Raw genomic sequence first — 17,960 nt, forward strand, 5'->3', positions numbered from 1 at the left:
ATTCTATATGTTAGTTTACCATATCCATGAAGACTTTTTTATTTGTAGAAAAGCTATATCAAAAAAATATTTCATCTTCTAAATGAGAAAGTGTGAAAAATTTTGATCCTGCTATGAATGCAGCGATGAAAGGTGTTTTCAAAACAGGCGAAAAACCAACAGAACGAAATAACGCCTATCAGTCATTTTTCATTTAGTAGAAGACGCATTTTCTGTTGAGCTTTTAAATGTCGACTTGTCAGTACCAAAGACTTATGAAGAAAATTTCTATGCATGCAATGATTAGATAAGACCGATCGTTGTCGTTTTCATTTGATCATCCTCCTAATTCTTCTCTATGTTGTGAAGAAAAGAAAGAAAAGACCAAATCTGCTGCGATTTGGTCTGCAATTGTCTTGTGTTCGTTTCTCTGGTTTTACATTAAGAAAGAACTGCTTCGTTTGGTCTATTTTTTCTCAACCCGTTCCGCAGGAGATTAATGCTCAAGTAAATTAATAAATCGGTGTATTTTCACTCGATGTATTTTCTAAGATTTCTTTCAAACGGGCCAGGAACTGTCCACAAATCAATCCATCTAAAACACGGTGATCGAGCGATAGACAAAGATTGACCATATCTTTTGCCGCAAACATGTCATCAATAATCACTGGGCGTTTGACAATGGATTCAACCTGCAGGATAGCAGCCTGCGGGTAATTGATGACTCCCATTGATTGGACGGAACCAAACGACCCGGTATTGTTAACGGTGAACGTTCCACCTTCCATATCCTGGGCAGTCAGTTTTCCGTTTCTCGCTTTGCTGGCCAGAGCGTGTATATCCTTGGCGATTCCTTTGATGCTTTTCTCATCAGCAGCTTTTATTACAGGTACAAATAATTCTTGTTCTTTAGCGACTGCAATCGATATATTCACATCTTTATGCTGAATAATTTTATCGCCGGCCCAAGAGCTGTTAAGCTGCGGAAATTCCTTCAGTGCTTTTGAAACAGCCTTCACAAAAAAAGCAAAGAATGTGAGACCGAAGCCTTCTTCCTGTTTAAATTGGTCTTTTACGGAATTTCGGTATTTTACCAGGTCTGTTACATCAACTTCGACCATCATCCAAGCATGGGGAATTTCCGTTTTGGCTTTCACCATATTATTGGCTATTGCCTTGCGTACCCCGGTTACCGGAATTTCCTTCGCACCAATGCTAGTATGTACTGGTTGCTTCGTTTCCGGTGCCTTACTATCGACTCTTGCATTTTCAGAAGGCTCGTTATTTTCAACGATTGTTTCTTTCTGCTTGGACGGACCACCAGAAGCGATGATCTTTTCAATATCTTTTCGAGTGATTCTTCCGCCTTTTCCGCTTCCTTCCACCTGATCAAGCTGGATATTGTTTTCCTGAGCAAGCCGCATGACCGCCGGAGAGTATCTTTTTTTCATCGATGATTCTTCCGTCTTCGGTTCAGGAGCATCTGTGTTACCTGTTGCATTTGTGTTCGCTTCTTCAGCTGCAGGCGCGCTGCTCTCCCCGCCTGCTACTTCGATATAACACATTAAATCACCAACAGCTACCGTATCGCCTTCTTCTGCCGCAATTTCCGTCAAGGTACCTGTAAAGGATGAAGGCACTTCTGCATTTACTTTATCTGTCATTACTTCCGCAATCGGATCGTACTTATTGACTTGATCGCCAGGCTTTACGAGCCATTGGCTTATTGTTCCTTCTGTCACACTTTCACCAAGCTGAGGCATATTGATTTTTTCTATGGACACAGCGTTCCCTCCTCGTCATTAAAATTCTGCCAGTTCACGCATTGCTTTTTCCACCTTATCCGGATTGACCATAAAGTGTTTTTCCATGGTGGGGGCATACGGCATTGCCGGTACCTCCGGTCCAGCCAAGCGCTGAATCGGTGCATCTAACTCAAACAAGCATTCTTCAGCGATGATTGCAGCGACTTCTCCGATAATGCTTCCTTCTTTGTTGTCCTCGGTAAGCAATAGCACTTTACCTGTTTTTGATGCTGCTTCTATAATCGCTTCCCGGTCAAGCGGGTAAACGGTCCGGAGATCCAAAATATGTGCATCGATTCCTTCCTGCTCCAGCTTTTCCGCTGCCTGTAGTGCGAAATGGACACACAATCCATAGGTTATCACCGTAATATCTGATCCGTTTCTTTTTACATCGGCTTTTCCCAATGGAAGGGTATAATCTTCATCCGGAACTTCCCCTTTAATCAGGCGGTAAGCGCGTTTGTGTTCGAAAAACAGGACTGGATCATCGTCGCGGATGGCAGCTTTTAACAACCCTTTGACATCGTAAGGAGTGGACGGCATAACAATTTTCAAACCAGGTTGATTGGCAAATACTGCTTCTATGGACTGTGAATGGTACAACGCTCCATGAACTCCTCCGCCATACGGCGCCCGGATTGTAATCGGACAATCCCAATCGTTATTTGAACGATACCTGATTTTTGCTGCTTCAGATATAATCTGGTTAACTGCTGGCATGATGAAGTCAGCAAACTGCATCTCAGCTACCGGTCGCATGCCATACATCGCTGCACCGATTCCTACACCTGCGATAGCTGATTCTGCAAGCGGGGTATCCAGCACCCTTGCTTCTCCAAATTTTTCATAAAGTCCATCCGTGGCACGGAAAACTCCGCCTCTTTTACCGACATCTTCCCCAAGGACAAATACTTTTTGGTCCCGTTCCATCTCTTCTGACAAAGCCTGCGTCACTGCTTGTATATAAGACTTTACCGGCATAAAAACCCTCCTCACTCTGCATAAACATAATTAAAAATCGTTTCCGGATCAGCATAAGCTGCATTTTCAGCATAATCTGTCGCTTCATTAACCAAACTCATGATTTCATTCTGCATTTCCTGCTCTTTTTCTTCTGTCAAAATGCCGAGTTCCCGCAAGTAAGCTGAAAATGTATGAATGGAATCCTCTTGACGAGCCGCCTCCACTTCTTCCTTTTGACGATAGGTACGATCATCATCATCACTGGAATGTGCCGTCAGCCTGTAAGAAACAGCTTCGATCAAACTTGGACCTTCTCCACGTCTTCCCCTGTCGGCTGCCTGTTTGACTGCTTCATAAACTGCCAACGGGTCGTTGCCGTCAACCGTGAAACCCGGCATGCCATATCCTTGCGCACGGTCGGAGACTTTTTCACAGGCAAGCTGTTTGCTTACTGGAACAGATATCGCATATTTGTTGTTTTCCACCATGAAGATTACCGGCAATTTATGGACCCCTGCAAAATTCGCTCCTTCATGAAAGTCCCCTTGGTTGGACGAACCTTCGCCAAAAGTTACCAGACTGACAAAATCCTTTTCTTCCATTTTCCCTGCAAGAGCTATTCCGACAGCATGCGGAACTTGTGTCGTCACAGGTGAAGAGCCTGTAACGATTCGATTCTTCTTCTGTCCAAAATGACCCGGCATTTGTCTACCACCGGAATTTGGATCTTCCGCTTTGGCAAATCCGGATAACATCAATTCTTTTGCAGTCATCCCGAATGCAAGAACCACACCCATATCCCGGTAATAAGGAAGCGCATAGTCCTTCGTACGATCCAATGCAAAAGCTGCGCCAACCTGTGCTGCTTCTTGTCCCTGGCAAGATATGACAAATGGAATTTTCCCGGCACGGTTCAGCAGCCACATGCGCTCATCAATTCTTCTAGCCAAAAGCATCGTACGGTACATGTCAAGTACCTGTTCATCACTTAAACCAAGTTTATCATGTCTATTTTCTGTCACTGTTTACCCTCCTTGCTATTTATCCATGTATTTGCTTTCCGTCCACAGCCAATGCCGCTTCACCAATTGCTTCTGATAAAGTTGGATGTGGATGGATGGTTTCCCCGATTTCCCACGGAGTGGCATCTAGTACTTTTGCCAATCCTGCTTCTGAAATCATATCTGTTACATGAGGGCCAATCATATGGATACCAAGAATATCATCGGTTTCTTTGTCGGCTATAACCTTGACAAAACCCGCAGATTCGCCGTGAACCAATGCTTTTCCGATAGCCGTGAATGGCATCTTGCCGGTTTTCACCTGATATCCTTTTTCTGTCGCTTCCGTTTCAGTCAAGCCAACACTAGCAGCTTCCGGACTGGAGTACACACAGGAAGGGATTTCCTCATAGCGAATCGGTTCCGGTTTCTGATCAGCCATATGTTCGACTGCCTTTATCCCTTCATGAGAAGCCACGTGAGCAAGCTGCATGCCACCTATAACGTCCCCGATTGCATAGATGTGAGATTCTTTGGTTTGATAAGCCTCGTTTACTTGAATTACGCCTCGTTCATTGACGACAATATCCGTATTTTCTAGTCCAATGTTTGCTACATTGGCTTCTCTCCCAACCGATACAAGCATTTTGTCAGCAGAGAAAGTTTTCTGCTCTCCGTTGATTTCAGCAGTGATTTCAATCCCGGTCTCTTTGCGGAGGGATTCCGGCGCCACTTTCGCTCCCGTATGAATCGTTATGTTTTTCTGCTTGAGGTGGCGGGCCATTTCCTTAGCCACATCCTTATCCTCCGTAGGCAAAATTCTATCCATGTATTCGATTACATCGACCTTTACTCCAAAGTCAGCCAGCATCGATGCCCATTCAATTCCGATGACTCCCCCGCCGACTATGACTATCGAAGCAGGCAGTTCTTCCATCTCCAACGCATGGTCAGATGACATCACCAAATCACCATCCAGCTTTAATCCAGGCAATGTTTTCGGTTTAGATCCGGTGGCGATGATTACGTTTTTCGGTACCAACATTTCGTTTTCGTCCCCATTTTCGAATTCAACTGAAACCGTGCCTGCAGTTGGAGAGAAAATAGATGGACCTAATATTCTGCCTGTCCCTTCATAAACGTCGATTTTCCCTTTTTTCATCAGTCCCTGAACACCCTTATGTAATGTATCGATAATATTCTGTTTGCGTTCTTGGACTTTCAAAAAGTTGATGACAGGTTCAGAAACGCTTACCCCGTACTTATCCGCTTCTTTTGCTTGCCGGAAAATCTCCGCACTCCGCAGCAGTGCTTTCGATGGGATACAGCCTTGATGAAGACATGTTCCACCCAGCTTTCCTTTTTCTACGACAGCAGTTTTCAAACCGAGTTGGGAAGCCCGGATAGCAGCTACATAACCGCCAGTACCACCGCCGATAATTACTAGATCGTAATCTTGTGCCATAAACTCACTCCTTTATTTATACAGGATTGGGATATTCTTTCGGTTCTTCTTCTCCAGCCAGCACACGTATTGTCCCTTCTGCAAGTGCTTGCAGTTCATTTTCTCCGGGATACACCAGGACATCGGCAATCCAATTAACCCGTTCGGCAATCATCTCGACAAATGTTTTCCCATAAGCCAGGCCACCGGTGAGTACAATGCCATCAACCTTGCCGTTTAACACGACTGCCATAGAACCAATCTCTTTGGTCACTTGATAAGCCATTGCCTGATAAACGGCAAGGGCCTGCTCGTCACCACTCTCAATCCTTCGCTCTACTTCCTGAGCGTCATTGGTTTGCAAATAACCGACTAAGCCGCCTTTACCTACAATTTTCTCCATAACCTCATCCCGGTAAAACTGTCCGGAAAAACACATCGAGATCAAATCGCCTGCAGGGACCGTACCCGCTCTTTCTGGGGAAAACGGTCCATCCCCATGCAAGCCATTGTTGACATCAACGACACGGCCGCAATCATGGGCACCAACGGTTATACCACCGCCCATGTGTGCGACGATCAAGCGTAATTGTCGGTAAGGTTGATTCAGTTCAAGGGCAGCCCGCCTGGCAACAGCTTTCTGATTGAGCGCATGAAAAATGCTTTTTCTGGGAATATCCGGAACACCTGAGTACCTGGCGATTTCCGCCAATTCGTCCACTACCACAGGGTCGACGATAAAAGCATGGATGTTCAAACCCGATGCTATTTCGTATGCCAAAATTCCTCCAAGGTTGGAAGCATGCTCCCCATTATACCCCATGCGTAAATCCTGCAGCATCTCCTCGTTGACCAAATAGGTTCCGCCTTCAATGGGACGTAGCAATCCACCCCGCCCACAAACGGCGTCCAACTTGGAAATATTGATTCCCTCCTGGTGAAGCTGTTCTAAAATGACCGCTTTTCGAAAAGCGTATTGATCGATAACCCGCTGAAATTGCCCAATCTCCTCAGCGGAATGCCTAATTGTTTTCTCAAACAAACATTGATCATTATCGAAAACCCCGATTTTAGTAGAAGTCGAACCAGGATTAATAACTAACACTCGATGAACTTGTAACACCATTTCGAACCCCCGTCGTTAATCTTGCCGTGTCATTATCGTCTACTTATAATGTGGTGGCCATTTGCCAAGAACTGGCTCCTGGATTGTTTGAGCATTTCGATCCTTTCTTCCGCCATCCGATCAGCTGCGGCATAAGTTGGAATGTTATCCCGTTTGGAAATTTCAAACACACGTTCCAAATTGCTGTAAATGGTTTCCACCCGCTTCATGGCCCTATCCTGGTTATACCCAATCAATTCATCTGCAACATTGATGACTCCACCAGCGTTGATGACATAATCAGGAGCATAAACGATTCCTTTTTCATGGAGAATATCCCCATGTTTTGTATCTTGAAGCTGGTTGTTGGCTGCACCGGCAACAACCTTTGCTTTTAGCTGCGGAATTGTTTCATCATTTATAGTCGCTCCTAATGCACACGGAGCATATATATCGCAATCCACCTGGTAAATATCCTCCGGATCCACCGCTTTGGCGCCATAAGCCTCAACTGCACGATTGACAGATTCTTTATTAATATCCGTAACAATCAGTTGGGCTCCTTCCTCATGCAAATGGCCACACAAATTAAAAGCAACATTCCCGACACCCTGTACAGCTACGGTTTTACCTTCTAGTGAGTCCGTTCCAAAAGCTTGTTTTGCGGCAGCCTTGATTCCTTTATATACTCCATATGCTGTTACTGGCGATGGATTTCCGGAAGATCCAAACTCAGGAGAAATTCCGGTAACGAAGTCCGTTTCCTCATGGATTAAATCCATATCATTGACAGTGGTTCCTACATCCTCTGCCGTGATATATCTGCCGTTCAGTCCCTGGATGAACCTTCCGAATGCACGGAACATTGCTTCGTTCTTATCCTTTTTAGGGTCACCGATAATCACTGTTTTACCGCCGCCAAGATTGAGGCCCGCTGCAGCATTTTTATATGTCATTCCTTTAGCTAAGCGCAATGCATCCGTAATGGCTGCTTCTTCTGAATCATAAGTCCACATTCTCGTCCCGCCCAAAGCAGGTCCTAATGTCGTATCGTGAATTGCAACGATCGCTTTCAAACCCGATTGTTCATCTTGACAGAATAATAGTTGTTCATAATCGTAACTTTCCATGTACTTGAATATTTCCATTGGTTTTTCCTCCTTATTGTAACGTGCGTAAAGCCAATGCCAGTGAATATAACTTGTTTTCAGCCGTATCGGAACGAGAAGTAAGTACAATCGGCGCTCTAGCCCCTGCAATAACAGCAGCCACATTGGCTCCGGCAAAATAAACAAATGATTTGTATAATGCATTTCCCGTTTCAATACTAGGCACCAGCAAAATATCCGCACATCCTGCGATATCTGATTCGATATTTTTTTGTGCCGCTGCTTCCAATGAAACAGCCGCATCAAAGGCAAGTGGTCCATCTATCAGACAGCCTGCAATCTCTCCATTCTTCTGCATGTCGGAAAGTCTGGCTGCATCGACAGTTGCCGGCATGGCAGCGTTGACCTTTTCCACTGCGGCCAACGCTGCCACTTTAGGTATATCGATACCGATGCTTTTAGCAACATGGACGGCATTCCTAACTATACTGGTTTTGATTTCTAAGTCTGGCGCAATATTCATGGCTGCATCTGTTAGCAGAATACAGTCTTCCCGGCCAGGAACTTCAAAAAGAGCAACGTGGGACAGGACACTGTCGGTCCTAAGCCCATCCTGTTTATTCAGTACTGCCTTTAGTAGTATACTTGTGTCGATATTACCTTTCATGACCACATCCGCATCGCCGTGGCTTACATCCTTAACCGCCTGCTTGGCAGCCAATTCGGATGTGGTTGCCTCCACAATTCGCAGCCCGTTTTGGATGTCGACTCCTGCCTCTTCAAAAAAGTTACGGATGAAGCTGCCGTCGCCATAAAGAATAAATTGACAAAGTTGTCTATCCAATCCGGCCATGACAGCTGTCAATACTTCCTTGTCTGCAGCCTGGACTACCGCAACCGTTGGCATTTTTCTTTCAGGTATTGTTTGAAGAAGATCTTGTAATTGTTTCATCCAGCATCCCCCGACATTTCTATATAAGCTCTTCACCAAATAACTATGAAAAATCTTGCATGCTATTTTTTTCTATATTGTATTTTTCCATCTTGTAATATAAGTTCCTGACCGAAATACCGAGTGCTTCGGCTGTCTTTGTTTTATTAAATTGCTGCTCTTTAAAAGCCGCTGCAATAACCTGCTTTTCAAAGGTTTCCACAGCTTCCTGAAGCGGCTGTCCTTGAAAACTGGTTATATCGGGTTTGATGTCCTGTTCTGTCGGAAGCTCCGGTAGATGATCCAAGGTAATGACCTCTTCTCCCACCTGCATTTTTATCATGGCTCTTCCAATCACATTCTCCAATTCCCGGATGTTACCCGGCCAATTGTACGTTTTTAAATACGTTAAAGCTTCATTATCGAGTTCTCGTACATTTCTCCCATAATCTTGATTGATCTTGTCGATCAAATGACTTGAGAGCTCGTCGATATCCTCGATTCGCTCCCGTAACGCCGGGATGAAAATCGGCAGCCGGTTTAATCGGTAGTATAAGTCCTCCCGAAAATCCCCATTCATGATAGCCTTCTCTAAATTGACGTTTGTTGCCGTAATAATCCGGACATCTACGCGGATGGGTTTAGTTCCACCAACCCGGAAAATTTCACTCTCCTGCAGTACGCGAAGCAGTTTTGCCTGCAATGACAGGCTCATTTCACCGATTTCATCTAAAAAAATGCTTCCGTTATTGGCGTCTTCAAAGTAACCGCTTTTCGCACCTTGCTTTGAGTGAGGCAGGACCCCTTCGGCATAACCGAACAGCTCACCTTCGAGCGTTTTCTCTTCCATCGCTGCACAGTTAACCCTGATGAATTTATTGTTTCTGCGGTTGCTTTCGTTATGGATAGCATGGGCAAACAATTCTTTGCCGGTACCGGATTCGCCTCTCAACAGAACGGTAGCAGGTGTTTTTGCTCCCACACGGGCCTGTTCGAGCGAAAGCTTCATTTCATTGGAGGAACCGATAATATCATCAAACGTATATTTTGCTTCCAAATTTCGAATAATTTGTCTTGCTCTGCGGAGTTCACTCGATAAAGAAGTGATTTCTGATACATCATGCAGCACTCCCACGCTGCCCTTCAGCTTGCCATCAACGATAATTGGTGCCACATTTACCAGGACTTCTTTTTTTGCTGGACCCACTTTCATGCGGACCCCTCTGACCGGCCTTCTTGTCTGGAGAACCTTCATGTGCATGCTTTCCCCTTCTGTGATATCCGCGGAAGCAGGTTTTCCAATAATATCCTTTTCTGCAAGTCCGGTAATCCTGGTGTAGGCAGGGTTGACCATAATACCGAGGCCTTCTTCATCGACGACGCTGATTGCTTCATCGGAAGAATGAAAAATGGCTTCGAGCATTTTCTTTACTTCTTTTAATCCGGTCACTTGCTCAGCGAGCTCCACCACTTCTGTGATATCCCGAAAAACAGCAAAAGCCCCTTTTAACCGGTTGTTTGCATCGATAATCGGTATTCTCGTTGTGATCACTTTTTTTCCATTTTCCAATATCAGCTTCTGATTCACTTCTTTTTTTCTTGAGCGTAAAACTTTGGGAAGTCTTGTTTGATCAATCACTTCCCTGATTGGTTTATGAAGAAATTCTTTTCTAGGTACATCGACGATTTGCTCGGCACGTTTATTCACAAAAACCACCGACTCCGAATCATCGATAACAATCATACCCTCGTGGATATTGTTCATGATCAATTCTTGCGTATGTGCTTCATTTTTCAACTGGGACAGCAATGTTTCTTTTTCTTCCAACAGTTCCGCCGTTATGTATGCTACCGATCCAGGAATTACTACTGTTTTACGAGCACGCGCCTTGATCACCTCTTGGAGCACTTCTTCCGACCCGGTAGCTTCTATGACAATGTCAATGTCCCGGTCTATCCAGTCCTGCCACCGCCGTCCAGTAGGTATATGATTTGCTTCGGCAGCCTTCAACCCTGGTGCATGCTTATCCGTATCCACCAATGCAACAATCTTCATACGATTGGTTGCAATCAGCAATTTAAGTAAAGCTGTACCACCTTTTCCTCCGCCAATGATTAGCACTCGCTTCATCCAGCACCACACCTTGCATTTTTTTGCACACTTCCATCATAAACAAACCTGCACATTTTAGCAAGAAAGACATCGATGTTTATCTCTGCTATACTACATGTGTGCACGATTATAGGAAACAACCGTTCATAGCAAGAAAACGCGAAAGAGAAGGAAGTAAAGGAGAAAATAGATGAGGTTTATTGCACTACTAATATTAATCATACCTGGAATAGCGGCCACTTTTGGAATTAAATTGATGAGAGATGCATTTTTTGGAGATTTCTATCCTTTGTTTTTTCACGTGGGGATCCAGTTTGCTGCAGGTTTGATTCTTTTATTGGCCGGACTCGCCTTTATAGGTGGTTTTATTTTGTTCCGAGACAGAAAAAGAAATTTGACAAAGGATAAATAGGACAAAAGCGCTGGAGCTGGACGTGGCTGGTTCAGCCAATGATTATCCACAGACAGTTAAATTTATCATTTCCTATACAATAAAAACAACAAATAACTACATCATGGATATATACAGGAGGTCGCCCTATGGAAGCATATCTGTACATGTTTCAGTCCCACTACCCGTTCAGCTTGTTGTCTGACGAGGAGTTCGAATTCTTGACAAAGCATGCAAAAATCAAGGACTACAACCCGCATCAATTCATCATCCATGAAGACCAAAACGAAGACGATATTGACATCCACTTTATGATTTCTGGACTGGGGAACAGCATCATGCATCGTTCGAACGGTAAACAGCTGTCCATCCGTTATTATTATCCAGGAGATCTGGTGGGGATGATGGTGGTGATGTCCAGCGGTGAAATGAAGTTTTCTGTACAGGCGATGGAAACGACTCAGACCCTTTGTTTTCCTAAATCTGCCTTCATGGCACTGATGTCTTCAAACCAGCAATTTTCCAATGTCGTATTAGAAGGCATCAGCAGTACCATGAAAAGTTTATATCAGGAGATTAAATATAAGAGCGCCGACTCTGATGAAGAATCAGAAACCGAATTGTATACCAAAAGAGTCGATGGATATATGGAATCGCCTGTTTTCATTCATTCATCTGCAACGATTGCTGAAGCAGCGAAGGTTTTGCAGGATAAGGAACTGGAGGGCGTTATTGTCAGCGATAATCACAAACAAATGCTCGGCATGATCGGCTACTCGGAAATTTTGACTGCATTTTTCCAAAACAATCAGGACAACGATGTAGAAAAATACATGAAAACAGATGTATATGCGGTGATGTCGAGTAATTTTATTTATGAAGCGCTATCCTACTTAAAGCATCATCCGACTTCCATCATTCCTGTTTTTTATAAAGAGAATGTCGTTGGTTTTCTGCGTCAATCCTCCTTTTTCAATATACAGGACTCGATTTATTTTGATTTGACTTACCGCATATCCAACTCCGTAAACGTAGAAGAATTGAGAAAATTATCTCCGTTTTATAACCAAGCATTTCAAACCTTCATCCGACAGTTGATCGATCAGGGCACCTTCGGTTACGAAATTTGCGAGTTAATATCTAGTATGAATGACCGAATTCACAAACAGGTGATCCATCTCGCGGAAGAAGAAATGAAAAACGAAGGCTATGGCACTCCTGCTATTAATTATTGTTTCATTGTGATGGGATCGGAAGGACGAAAAGAGCAAGGATTCAGCACCGACCAGGACAACGGTCTTATTCTATCCGATTATCACAATATGAAGAATGCAGAAGAAATAGAGCGATATTTCCGTCTGTTCAGTCAAAAGGTGAATTTTATGCTGGAACAGTGTGGTTTTCCATTGTGTACTGGCGGCATTATGTCAAAAGAATCAAAGTGGAGACACTCAATCGGGGAATGGTCCGATAACCTCGAGGAATGGATCAAATCCATGGATGCCCAGGAAATCCGGGACTTTACCATTTTCATGGATTTTCGGCCGGTTTTCGGCGACTATTCTCTCGCATATCAGCTTCGCGAACAATTAACAGAAAAGGTGAAGAAGAAGCTGCACGTCCATCAACTTCTGATGAAGGATACGTTGAGGTTCCGTGTACCTTTTCAGCCTTTTGGCAGAATCATCGGTGTAGGAAAACAGCGGAATCTTAACTTGAAAAAATCGGCTATCATGCAAATCGTCAATGCTGTCAGAATTTACTCCATCCGTTATGGAATAGACAGTGTCGGAACCATCGACCGTTTGAACCGACTGACAGAAGAAGAACGGTTTCATCCACGGGATGCAGAAAATGCAAAAATGGCTTTGCATCGATTACTGACCTTCCGACTGGAACAAAACCTCGCGCAAATGGAAGACAATAAAGCGCTGACCAACGATATCAGCCTGCATCAACTAAATAAAGAAGAAAAACGGAAACTCCGTGAAGCCTTAGCAATCGCCAAAAGGCTACAGCAAGTATTGGAACTGAGTTATAACAGGAACAGGGTGGTATAGCTTGTTACCAATTGACTTACAAATATTAAAATATTTTCTATTCGAAAAACCAATGTTCCAACAAAAAATCAAGCCTTACTTCAACTGGGAATCTTATCAAAGCCTGGCAGAAAACCTGGAAAACAGGGAAGAAGACCCAGCCATGGAAACAACCGATTTCACAAAAGCAACTTTTACTGTATTTGATTTGGAAACAACAGGATTAATTCCGGAAATCGGTCATGAGATTATTTCTATTGGCGCCATTCAACTTACTGGAAATAAGTTTTGCAGGACAGAAAAGTTTCATCAAATTATCAAACCTGTCCGGCCAGTGTCGAAGAGGATAAAAAATTTAACTGGCATCGATAAACAGGAATTGGTGAATGCCAGCCCATTCATCGATGCATTCAGTAACTTCTTGCAATATAGCAGGGGCACCATCCTTGTTGCCCATCCGGCAAAATTTGATATTCGGTTTTTACAAACCATGATTAAACGATGGAAACTACCAGCATATCAGCCATATGTACTCGATTCCCAGTTAATGGCTAAGTGGCTGCTGCCCAAGGTAAACCACCAGTTGGATCCATTGATCCGTTACTTAGGAATCGAAAGGTTGGAGCGGCACCATGCATTGAACGATGCTATCATGACAGCGGAACTTTTTGAGTATTTGCTTGAAGAAGCAATGAAGCTGGGTATTTCAACATATCAGGAACTTGGTCCAATTCTCGAGCAGTTACAAAACAAATAAAAAGGCTGGGACATAAACCGTCCATCCACTTAAAAAACCGAACGAGTTCGAAAGCTTAGGATTTCGAATCATCGTTCGGTTTTTGCATTGCAGCGGCTTTTATCTCAGACACTTTAATACAAATATATCGTTTACTGATCTTTAAAAAAAGCTTTGTAAAGCGCCCGGACAGATGCTTCCAGTCCAGATTCTTTAATTCCAAACATCATTGCCACCTCAGAAGACCCTTGGTTGATCATTTCCAAATTCACATTGGCCTCAGCAAATGCTTCGGTTGCTTTCTGGGCCAGTCCGACCGTACTATGCATTCCTTCCCCGACAATCATTACTAAAGCCAGACCACGATCGATCGATACCATGTCGGCATCCAATTCTTCTTTAATCCTGCGGATAACACGCTCTTCTTTTTCCTTAGGAAATTGTGATTCCCTCATGATTACTGACATGTCGTCGATACCTGAAGGTGTATGTTCAAAAGAAATGTTCTCATCTTCCAGGATATTTAACAATCTTCGACCGAAACCTAGTTCTCTGTTCATTAAGTACTTGCTGACATAAAGGCTTAGAAATCCTTTATCGCTGGCAATCCCGACTACCGGGTTAGGGGTCATATGCTTTTCCGACACAATCATCGTTCCCAGTCCATCCGGGTTATGTGTGTTTTTAATGCATACTGGGATGCTTGCTTTGAAAGCAGGTATCAATGCTTCATCATGGAAAACAGAAAAACCTGCATAGGAAAGTTCACGCATCTCTTTGTATGTCAATGAAGTGATTTCCCGTGGATTGTCTACGATAGTAGGGTTCACACAATAAACTGAGTCAACATCCGTAAAGTTTTCATACAAGTCGGCCTTCACCCCTGCTGCGACAATCGAACCAGTTATATCAGACCCACCTCTAGGGAATGTCATCAGTTTGCCTTCTTTTGTAAATCCGAAAAATCCTGGAATTACCACGATGTCTTTACGGTCATGGAGCTTGTACAGATGATCGAAGCTTTCATCCAAAATTTGCGCACTTCCCGGTTCATCGCTGACGATAATCCCCGCTTCTTTGGGGTTTAAGTAAGAAGCATCCATGCCAAGCGATTGCAAGTAGACACTTAGCAGTTTTGCAAGGGAATCCTCTCCAACCGCTTTGAAAGCATCCTTTTTCAACTCGTTCTCATAGTCGGAATGGATCACCGACTGAATATCCTTCCGAATTTCCTGCAAGATCTCCTCAGGAAGGTTCAGTTCTTCAGTAATATCCTTAAATCTTTCGATGACAAGGTCGATTTCTTTTTCATAACTTTCCCCGTTTACATAAGCGGTGCACAAGTTAATCAACAAGTCAGTGACTTTTGTATCATCACTGTACCGTTTTCCCGGTGCTGAAACGACGATAACCCGTCGATCGGAATCGGCTTGTATAATCCCGGCCACCTTTTCAAGCATTTTCGCGCTTGCCACAGAGCTTCCGCCAAACTTAGCTACTTTCATGTCAATTACTCTCTCCATTTTTTAAATTTTGTCTCTAGTATAAAATATTAACACACTTCCGACAGAAATTCCTACTGGTAAGTGAAAGACGACTATGCAACGCGCGATAATATCCTGTTATTCAGGGACTTCAGTATTTGAAAATAGAGCAGAACAAAAGTGCAAGCGCCTGTTTAAAGGAGCACAGGCTAGGGGCGCCACGTCCTGTGGCAACGCCTGCATGACCCACATCGTTTGGGCCTCCGACAAGCTTAAGAACAGCCTCGGCGTGGCACTTTTTGCCACACAGAGGCTGGACTTAAGACCTCGAGGAGGTATGCGCTGGAGCTGGACGTGGCTGTTTCAGCCACAGACAGTTAAATTTATCATTTCCTATATAAAAAACATCCTTCTTTATCGATTAACATCGATAAAGAAGGATGTTGTGAAGCCATGACAAGAATTAAGGATAAATCCGCTTAACTTGCCCGGTGTTCCAGCCGCAGCCTGTCGGCCACCATCGCAATGAATTCAGAATTGGTCGGTTTGGCTTTGGAAATGCTTACCGTGTATCCGAAAAGGGAAGAAATAGACTCCATGTTTCCTCTGCTCCAGGCAACTTCGATGGCATGGCGGATAGCCCGTTCTACCCGTGAAGCTGTCGTATTGTACTTTTTGGCGATGTCCGGGTACAGTACCTTTGTGATGGATCCTAGTAACTCGATATCCTTGTAAACCATGGTGATCGCTTCCCGCAAATACATATATCCCTTGATATGTGCAGGGACACCTATTTCGTGGATGATGTGGGTAATGCTTGTTTCCAAATCTTTTTTCCGGTCATCTCGTTTTCCTTTTTGTTTGCTTGTGCTGACATTATCGAAAGAAGGAGCAATACCATGGACTTGTCTGATTTGATCCGCTAAACTGTCCAAGTCAAATGGTTTAAGAATAAAGTATGAGGCACCTAGATCTACTGCTTTTTTGGTTACTTCTTCCTGTCCGAAAGCAGTCAGCATAATGACGTTTGGGTATTTTTCCTTTTCCAGTTCTTTTATTTTCCCCAATACTGCCAGACCATCGATGTGTGGCATAATGATATCCAGCACTAACACGTCTGGATCAAGCTCTTCCAGCATCTGCAGGCAGTCTTTCCCATTATAGGCAGTACCGATGACTTCAATATCTTCTTTGTCATCGAAATACTCCTCCATTAAATTAATTAGCTCCCGGTTGTCGTCGACTAAACAAACTTTAATTTTCTCCACTCCAAATTTCCTCCTTTAAGTAATTCCTCCCTGAGTTCCTCGTTATGATTTCGACATAAATACGATATTTCCTTCTTTTCAGGAAAAAACATTGGATTTTTTTCTATTTTCTTTTAATAGCTTTTATATACTTCATAATTCTTGTAATTACGACAATAAGTTCGTGGTTTATTGCCTTTTTGTCGAAAATTCTTTATTTTATTTTCTTAATTGTAGCACATTTTCCAGCTTATGCAGACTTTAACCCAAAAAAATTAACTCTTATCTTGGTAAGAGATAAGAGTTAATTTGGGATTCAGCCTGCTTTTTGTTCACTGCCATAAATATCAATACCTGCTTCATTCAGCATCCACTCAATGTGCACGCCGTAACCAGAAGTCGGATCATTGACAAACACATGTGTTACTGCGCCGATTACCTTTCCATCCTGGATTATTGGACTACCGCTCATTCCTTGAACGATACCACCCGTTTCCTTTAGTAATTCCTTGTCCGTTATCTTAATAATCATCCCTTTGGTGGCTGGGAATTTTTGCGGTACACTACTGACAATTTCCACATCGAATTCTTCCACTTTTTCTCCATGGACGACTGTCAGTATTTTTGCCGGGCCTTCTTTCACTTCGTGAGAAAGCGCAATAGGCATTGCCTTATCTATTTTTCCATTCTTTATCTTTTCATCCAACTTTCCAAAAACACCGAAGGGCGTATTTTTCGTGATGTTGCCCAATTTCTTTTCGCTTGCCGAAAATTCGGCACGTTTTTCTCCAGGTGTCCCGTTATCTCCTTTTTCAATCGCTTTAATGTTGGAGCGGACAATTGTTCCTTTATGAATTTCAATCGGTTTTCGGGTGTCCATGTCGGAAATTACATGTCCCAACGCTCCATATTTTTTCGATACAGGGTCATAAAAAGTCATCGTTCCGATTCCTGCGGCAGAATCCCTGATATACAAACCGATTCGGTAATCATCTTCTTTGGCATCCAAATAAGGAGTCAATTCGGTCTCAAAGGTTTTTTCACCGCGCTTTACTGTCACCTGTAACGATTCACCATCATTTCCTGCGCTTTCTACAAAAGGAGCCACTTCCGATATTTTCTTTATTGCTTTTCCATTTATTTTTAACAGGATGTCGCCAACCTGTATATCCGCTTCTTCCCCAGGGGAAACCTTCCCTTCACTGGTTGTTATTTGATGATGACCTACTACTAAAACTCCAAGGGTATGAAGATTAACGCCGATTGACTGTCCACCTGGTATGATACGGAAATCATCCAGAACGTCGACATTCACTTTTTTTATTGGCAATCCGGCTAGTTCATAGACAATATCTGCTGTTCCCATTCCCTTGGCAGCAAAGGAAGCCTCACCTGCTGCCTCTATAACCTCTTCATCACTGCTGGCCATCGATACATGCGTGCCGAGAGCCGGCATGTGAATCCCTTCCTGGTTCATAAACGTGGTCAGATGACCAGGTATCATGAAAAAATCTTTAACCGGTAAAAAAGGAATACACAGGAAAGCAACAAGGAGCGTTATTCCTATGCCATTACGAAATCCTCTAAGTTTCATGCTTCACTCTCCTCGTTCC

General features: G+C 43.5%; 14 protein-coding genes. 3 read left to right on the plus strand and 11 right to left on the minus strand.

Annotation, left to right across the window (positions count from 1 at the left end; genetic code table 11):
- Positions 1-491 precede the first annotated feature (491 nt).
- The 8 genes from ERJ70_RS11020 to ERJ70_RS11055 all read right to left on the minus strand — a co-directional run bounded on the left by ERJ70_RS11020 (position 492) and on the right by ERJ70_RS11055 (position 10,468).
- On the minus strand, positions 492-1,763 hold the full coding sequence (locus ERJ70_RS11020) for a dihydrolipoamide acetyltransferase family protein (protein ID WP_209364940.1): 1,272 nt from the start codon (positions 1,761-1,763) through the stop codon (positions 492-494).
- An 18-nt stretch (positions 1,764-1,781) separates the two neighbouring features.
- Positions 1,782-2,765: an alpha-ketoacid dehydrogenase subunit beta gene (locus ERJ70_RS11025; protein WP_209364941.1), complete on the minus strand. Its 984-nt coding sequence runs from the start codon at positions 2,763-2,765 to the stop codon at positions 1,782-1,784.
- An 11-nt stretch (positions 2,766-2,776) separates the two neighbouring features.
- Positions 2,777-3,715: a thiamine pyrophosphate-dependent dehydrogenase E1 component subunit alpha gene (locus tag ERJ70_RS11030; RefSeq protein WP_209369316.1), complete on the minus strand. Its 939-nt coding sequence runs from the start codon at positions 3,713-3,715 to the stop codon at positions 2,777-2,779.
- Between the two features lie 73 nt (positions 3,716-3,788).
- Positions 3,789-5,213 carry a dihydrolipoyl dehydrogenase gene (gene lpdA / locus ERJ70_RS11035; protein WP_209364942.1) on the minus strand — a complete coding sequence of 475 codons (1,425 nt, stop codon included), beginning with the start codon at positions 5,211-5,213 and terminating at the stop codon, positions 3,789-3,791.
- A 16-nt stretch (positions 5,214-5,229) separates the two neighbouring features.
- Positions 5,230-6,318, minus strand: coding sequence for a butyrate kinase (gene buk, locus ERJ70_RS11040; protein WP_209364943.1), 1,089 nt, complete (start codon positions 6,316-6,318; stop codon positions 5,230-5,232).
- 32 nt (positions 6,319-6,350) lie between these two features.
- Positions 6,351-7,445: a branched-chain amino acid dehydrogenase gene (gene bcd / locus ERJ70_RS11045; protein ID WP_209364944.1), complete on the minus strand. Its 1,095-nt coding sequence runs from the start codon at positions 7,443-7,445 to the stop codon at positions 6,351-6,353.
- 13 nt (positions 7,446-7,458) lie between these two features.
- On the minus strand, positions 7,459-8,358 hold the full coding sequence (gene yqiS / locus ERJ70_RS11050) for a phosphate butyryltransferase (protein ID WP_209364945.1): 900 nt from the start codon (positions 8,356-8,358) through the stop codon (positions 7,459-7,461).
- A gap of 43 nt (positions 8,359-8,401) precedes the next feature.
- Complete coding sequence (locus ERJ70_RS11055; RefSeq protein ID WP_209364946.1) at positions 8,402-10,468, minus strand: sigma 54-interacting transcriptional regulator; 2,067 nt, start codon at positions 10,466-10,468, stop codon at positions 8,402-8,404.
- Positions 10,469-10,640: 172 nt separating this feature from the next.
- Here ERJ70_RS11055 and ERJ70_RS11060 point away from each other — a divergent pair, with 172 nt between their 5' ends.
- From ERJ70_RS11060 to ERJ70_RS11070, 3 genes are all read left to right on the plus strand, one after another.
- Positions 10,641-10,862 carry a DUF2627 family protein gene (locus ERJ70_RS11060; RefSeq protein ID WP_209364947.1) on the plus strand — a complete coding sequence of 74 codons (222 nt, stop codon included), beginning with the start codon at positions 10,641-10,643 and terminating at the stop codon, positions 10,860-10,862.
- 128 nt (positions 10,863-10,990) lie between these two features.
- A complete protein-coding gene (locus tag ERJ70_RS11065) occupies positions 10,991-12,901 on the plus strand; it encodes a DUF294 nucleotidyltransferase-like domain-containing protein (RefSeq protein WP_209364948.1) in 1,911 nt (636 codons plus the stop codon).
- Between the two features lies 1 nt (position 12,902).
- A complete protein-coding gene (locus ERJ70_RS11070) occupies positions 12,903-13,637 on the plus strand; it encodes a 3'-5' exonuclease (protein ID WP_245207929.1) in 735 nt (244 codons plus the stop codon).
- 131 nt (positions 13,638-13,768) lie between these two features.
- On the opposite strand, the gene ERJ70_RS11075 is transcribed toward ERJ70_RS11070, so the two are convergent.
- From ERJ70_RS11075 to spoIVB, 3 genes are all read right to left on the minus strand, one after another.
- The gene (locus ERJ70_RS11075) at positions 13,769-15,121 is read right to left on the minus strand and encodes an aspartate kinase (protein ID WP_209364949.1); all 1,353 of its coding nucleotides are present in this window, start codon (positions 15,119-15,121) and stop codon (positions 13,769-13,771) included.
- Between the two features lie 458 nt (positions 15,122-15,579).
- Positions 15,580-16,368 carry a sporulation transcription factor Spo0A gene (spo0A, locus tag ERJ70_RS11080; RefSeq protein ID WP_209364950.1) on the minus strand — a complete coding sequence of 263 codons (789 nt, stop codon included), beginning with the start codon at positions 16,366-16,368 and terminating at the stop codon, positions 15,580-15,582.
- A gap of 295 nt (positions 16,369-16,663) precedes the next feature.
- Entirely contained in the window at positions 16,664-17,941 is a 1,278-nt protein-coding gene (spoIVB, locus tag ERJ70_RS11085; protein WP_209364951.1) for a SpoIVB peptidase, read from the minus strand.
- Positions 17,942-17,960 lie beyond the last annotated feature (19 nt).

Source organism: Sediminibacillus dalangtanensis, from assembly GCF_017792025.1.
Taxonomy (GTDB): Bacteria; Bacillota; Bacilli; order Bacillales; family Amphibacillaceae; genus Sediminibacillus; species Sediminibacillus dalangtanensis.

Coding starts and splice junctions, on each gene's coding strand:
- ERJ70_RS11025 (WP_209364941.1), bottom strand. CDS start 2,765: ATGCCGGTAAAGTCTTATATACAAGCAGTGACGCAGGCTTTGTCAGAA.
- ERJ70_RS11030 (WP_209369316.1), bottom strand. CDS start 3,715: ATGTACCGTACGATGCTTTTGGCTAGAAGAATTGATGAGCGCATGTGG.
- lpdA (WP_209364942.1), bottom strand. CDS start 5,213: ATGGCACAAGATTACGATCTAGTAATTATCGGCGGTGGTACTGGCGGT.
- buk (WP_209364943.1), bottom strand. CDS start 6,318: ATGGTGTTACAAGTTCATCGAGTGTTAGTTATTAATCCTGGTTCGACT.
- bcd (WP_209364944.1), bottom strand. CDS start 7,445: ATGGAAATATTCAAGTACATGGAAAGTTACGATTATGAACAACTATTA.
- yqiS (WP_209364945.1), bottom strand. CDS start 8,358: ATGAAACAATTACAAGATCTTCTTCAAACAATACCTGAAAGAAAAATG.
- ERJ70_RS11055 (WP_209364946.1), bottom strand. CDS start 10,468: ATGAAGCGAGTGCTAATCATTGGCGGAGGAAAAGGTGGTACAGCTTTA.
- ERJ70_RS11060 (WP_209364947.1), top strand. CDS start 10,641: ATGAGGTTTATTGCACTACTAATATTAATCATACCTGGAATAGCGGCC.
- ERJ70_RS11065 (WP_209364948.1), top strand. CDS start 10,991: ATGGAAGCATATCTGTACATGTTTCAGTCCCACTACCCGTTCAGCTTG.
- ERJ70_RS11075 (WP_209364949.1), bottom strand. CDS start 15,121: ATGAAAGTAGCTAAGTTTGGCGGAAGCTCTGTGGCAAGCGCGAAAATG.
- spoIVB (WP_209364951.1), bottom strand. CDS start 17,941: ATGAAACTTAGAGGATTTCGTAATGGCATAGGAATAACGCTCCTTGTT.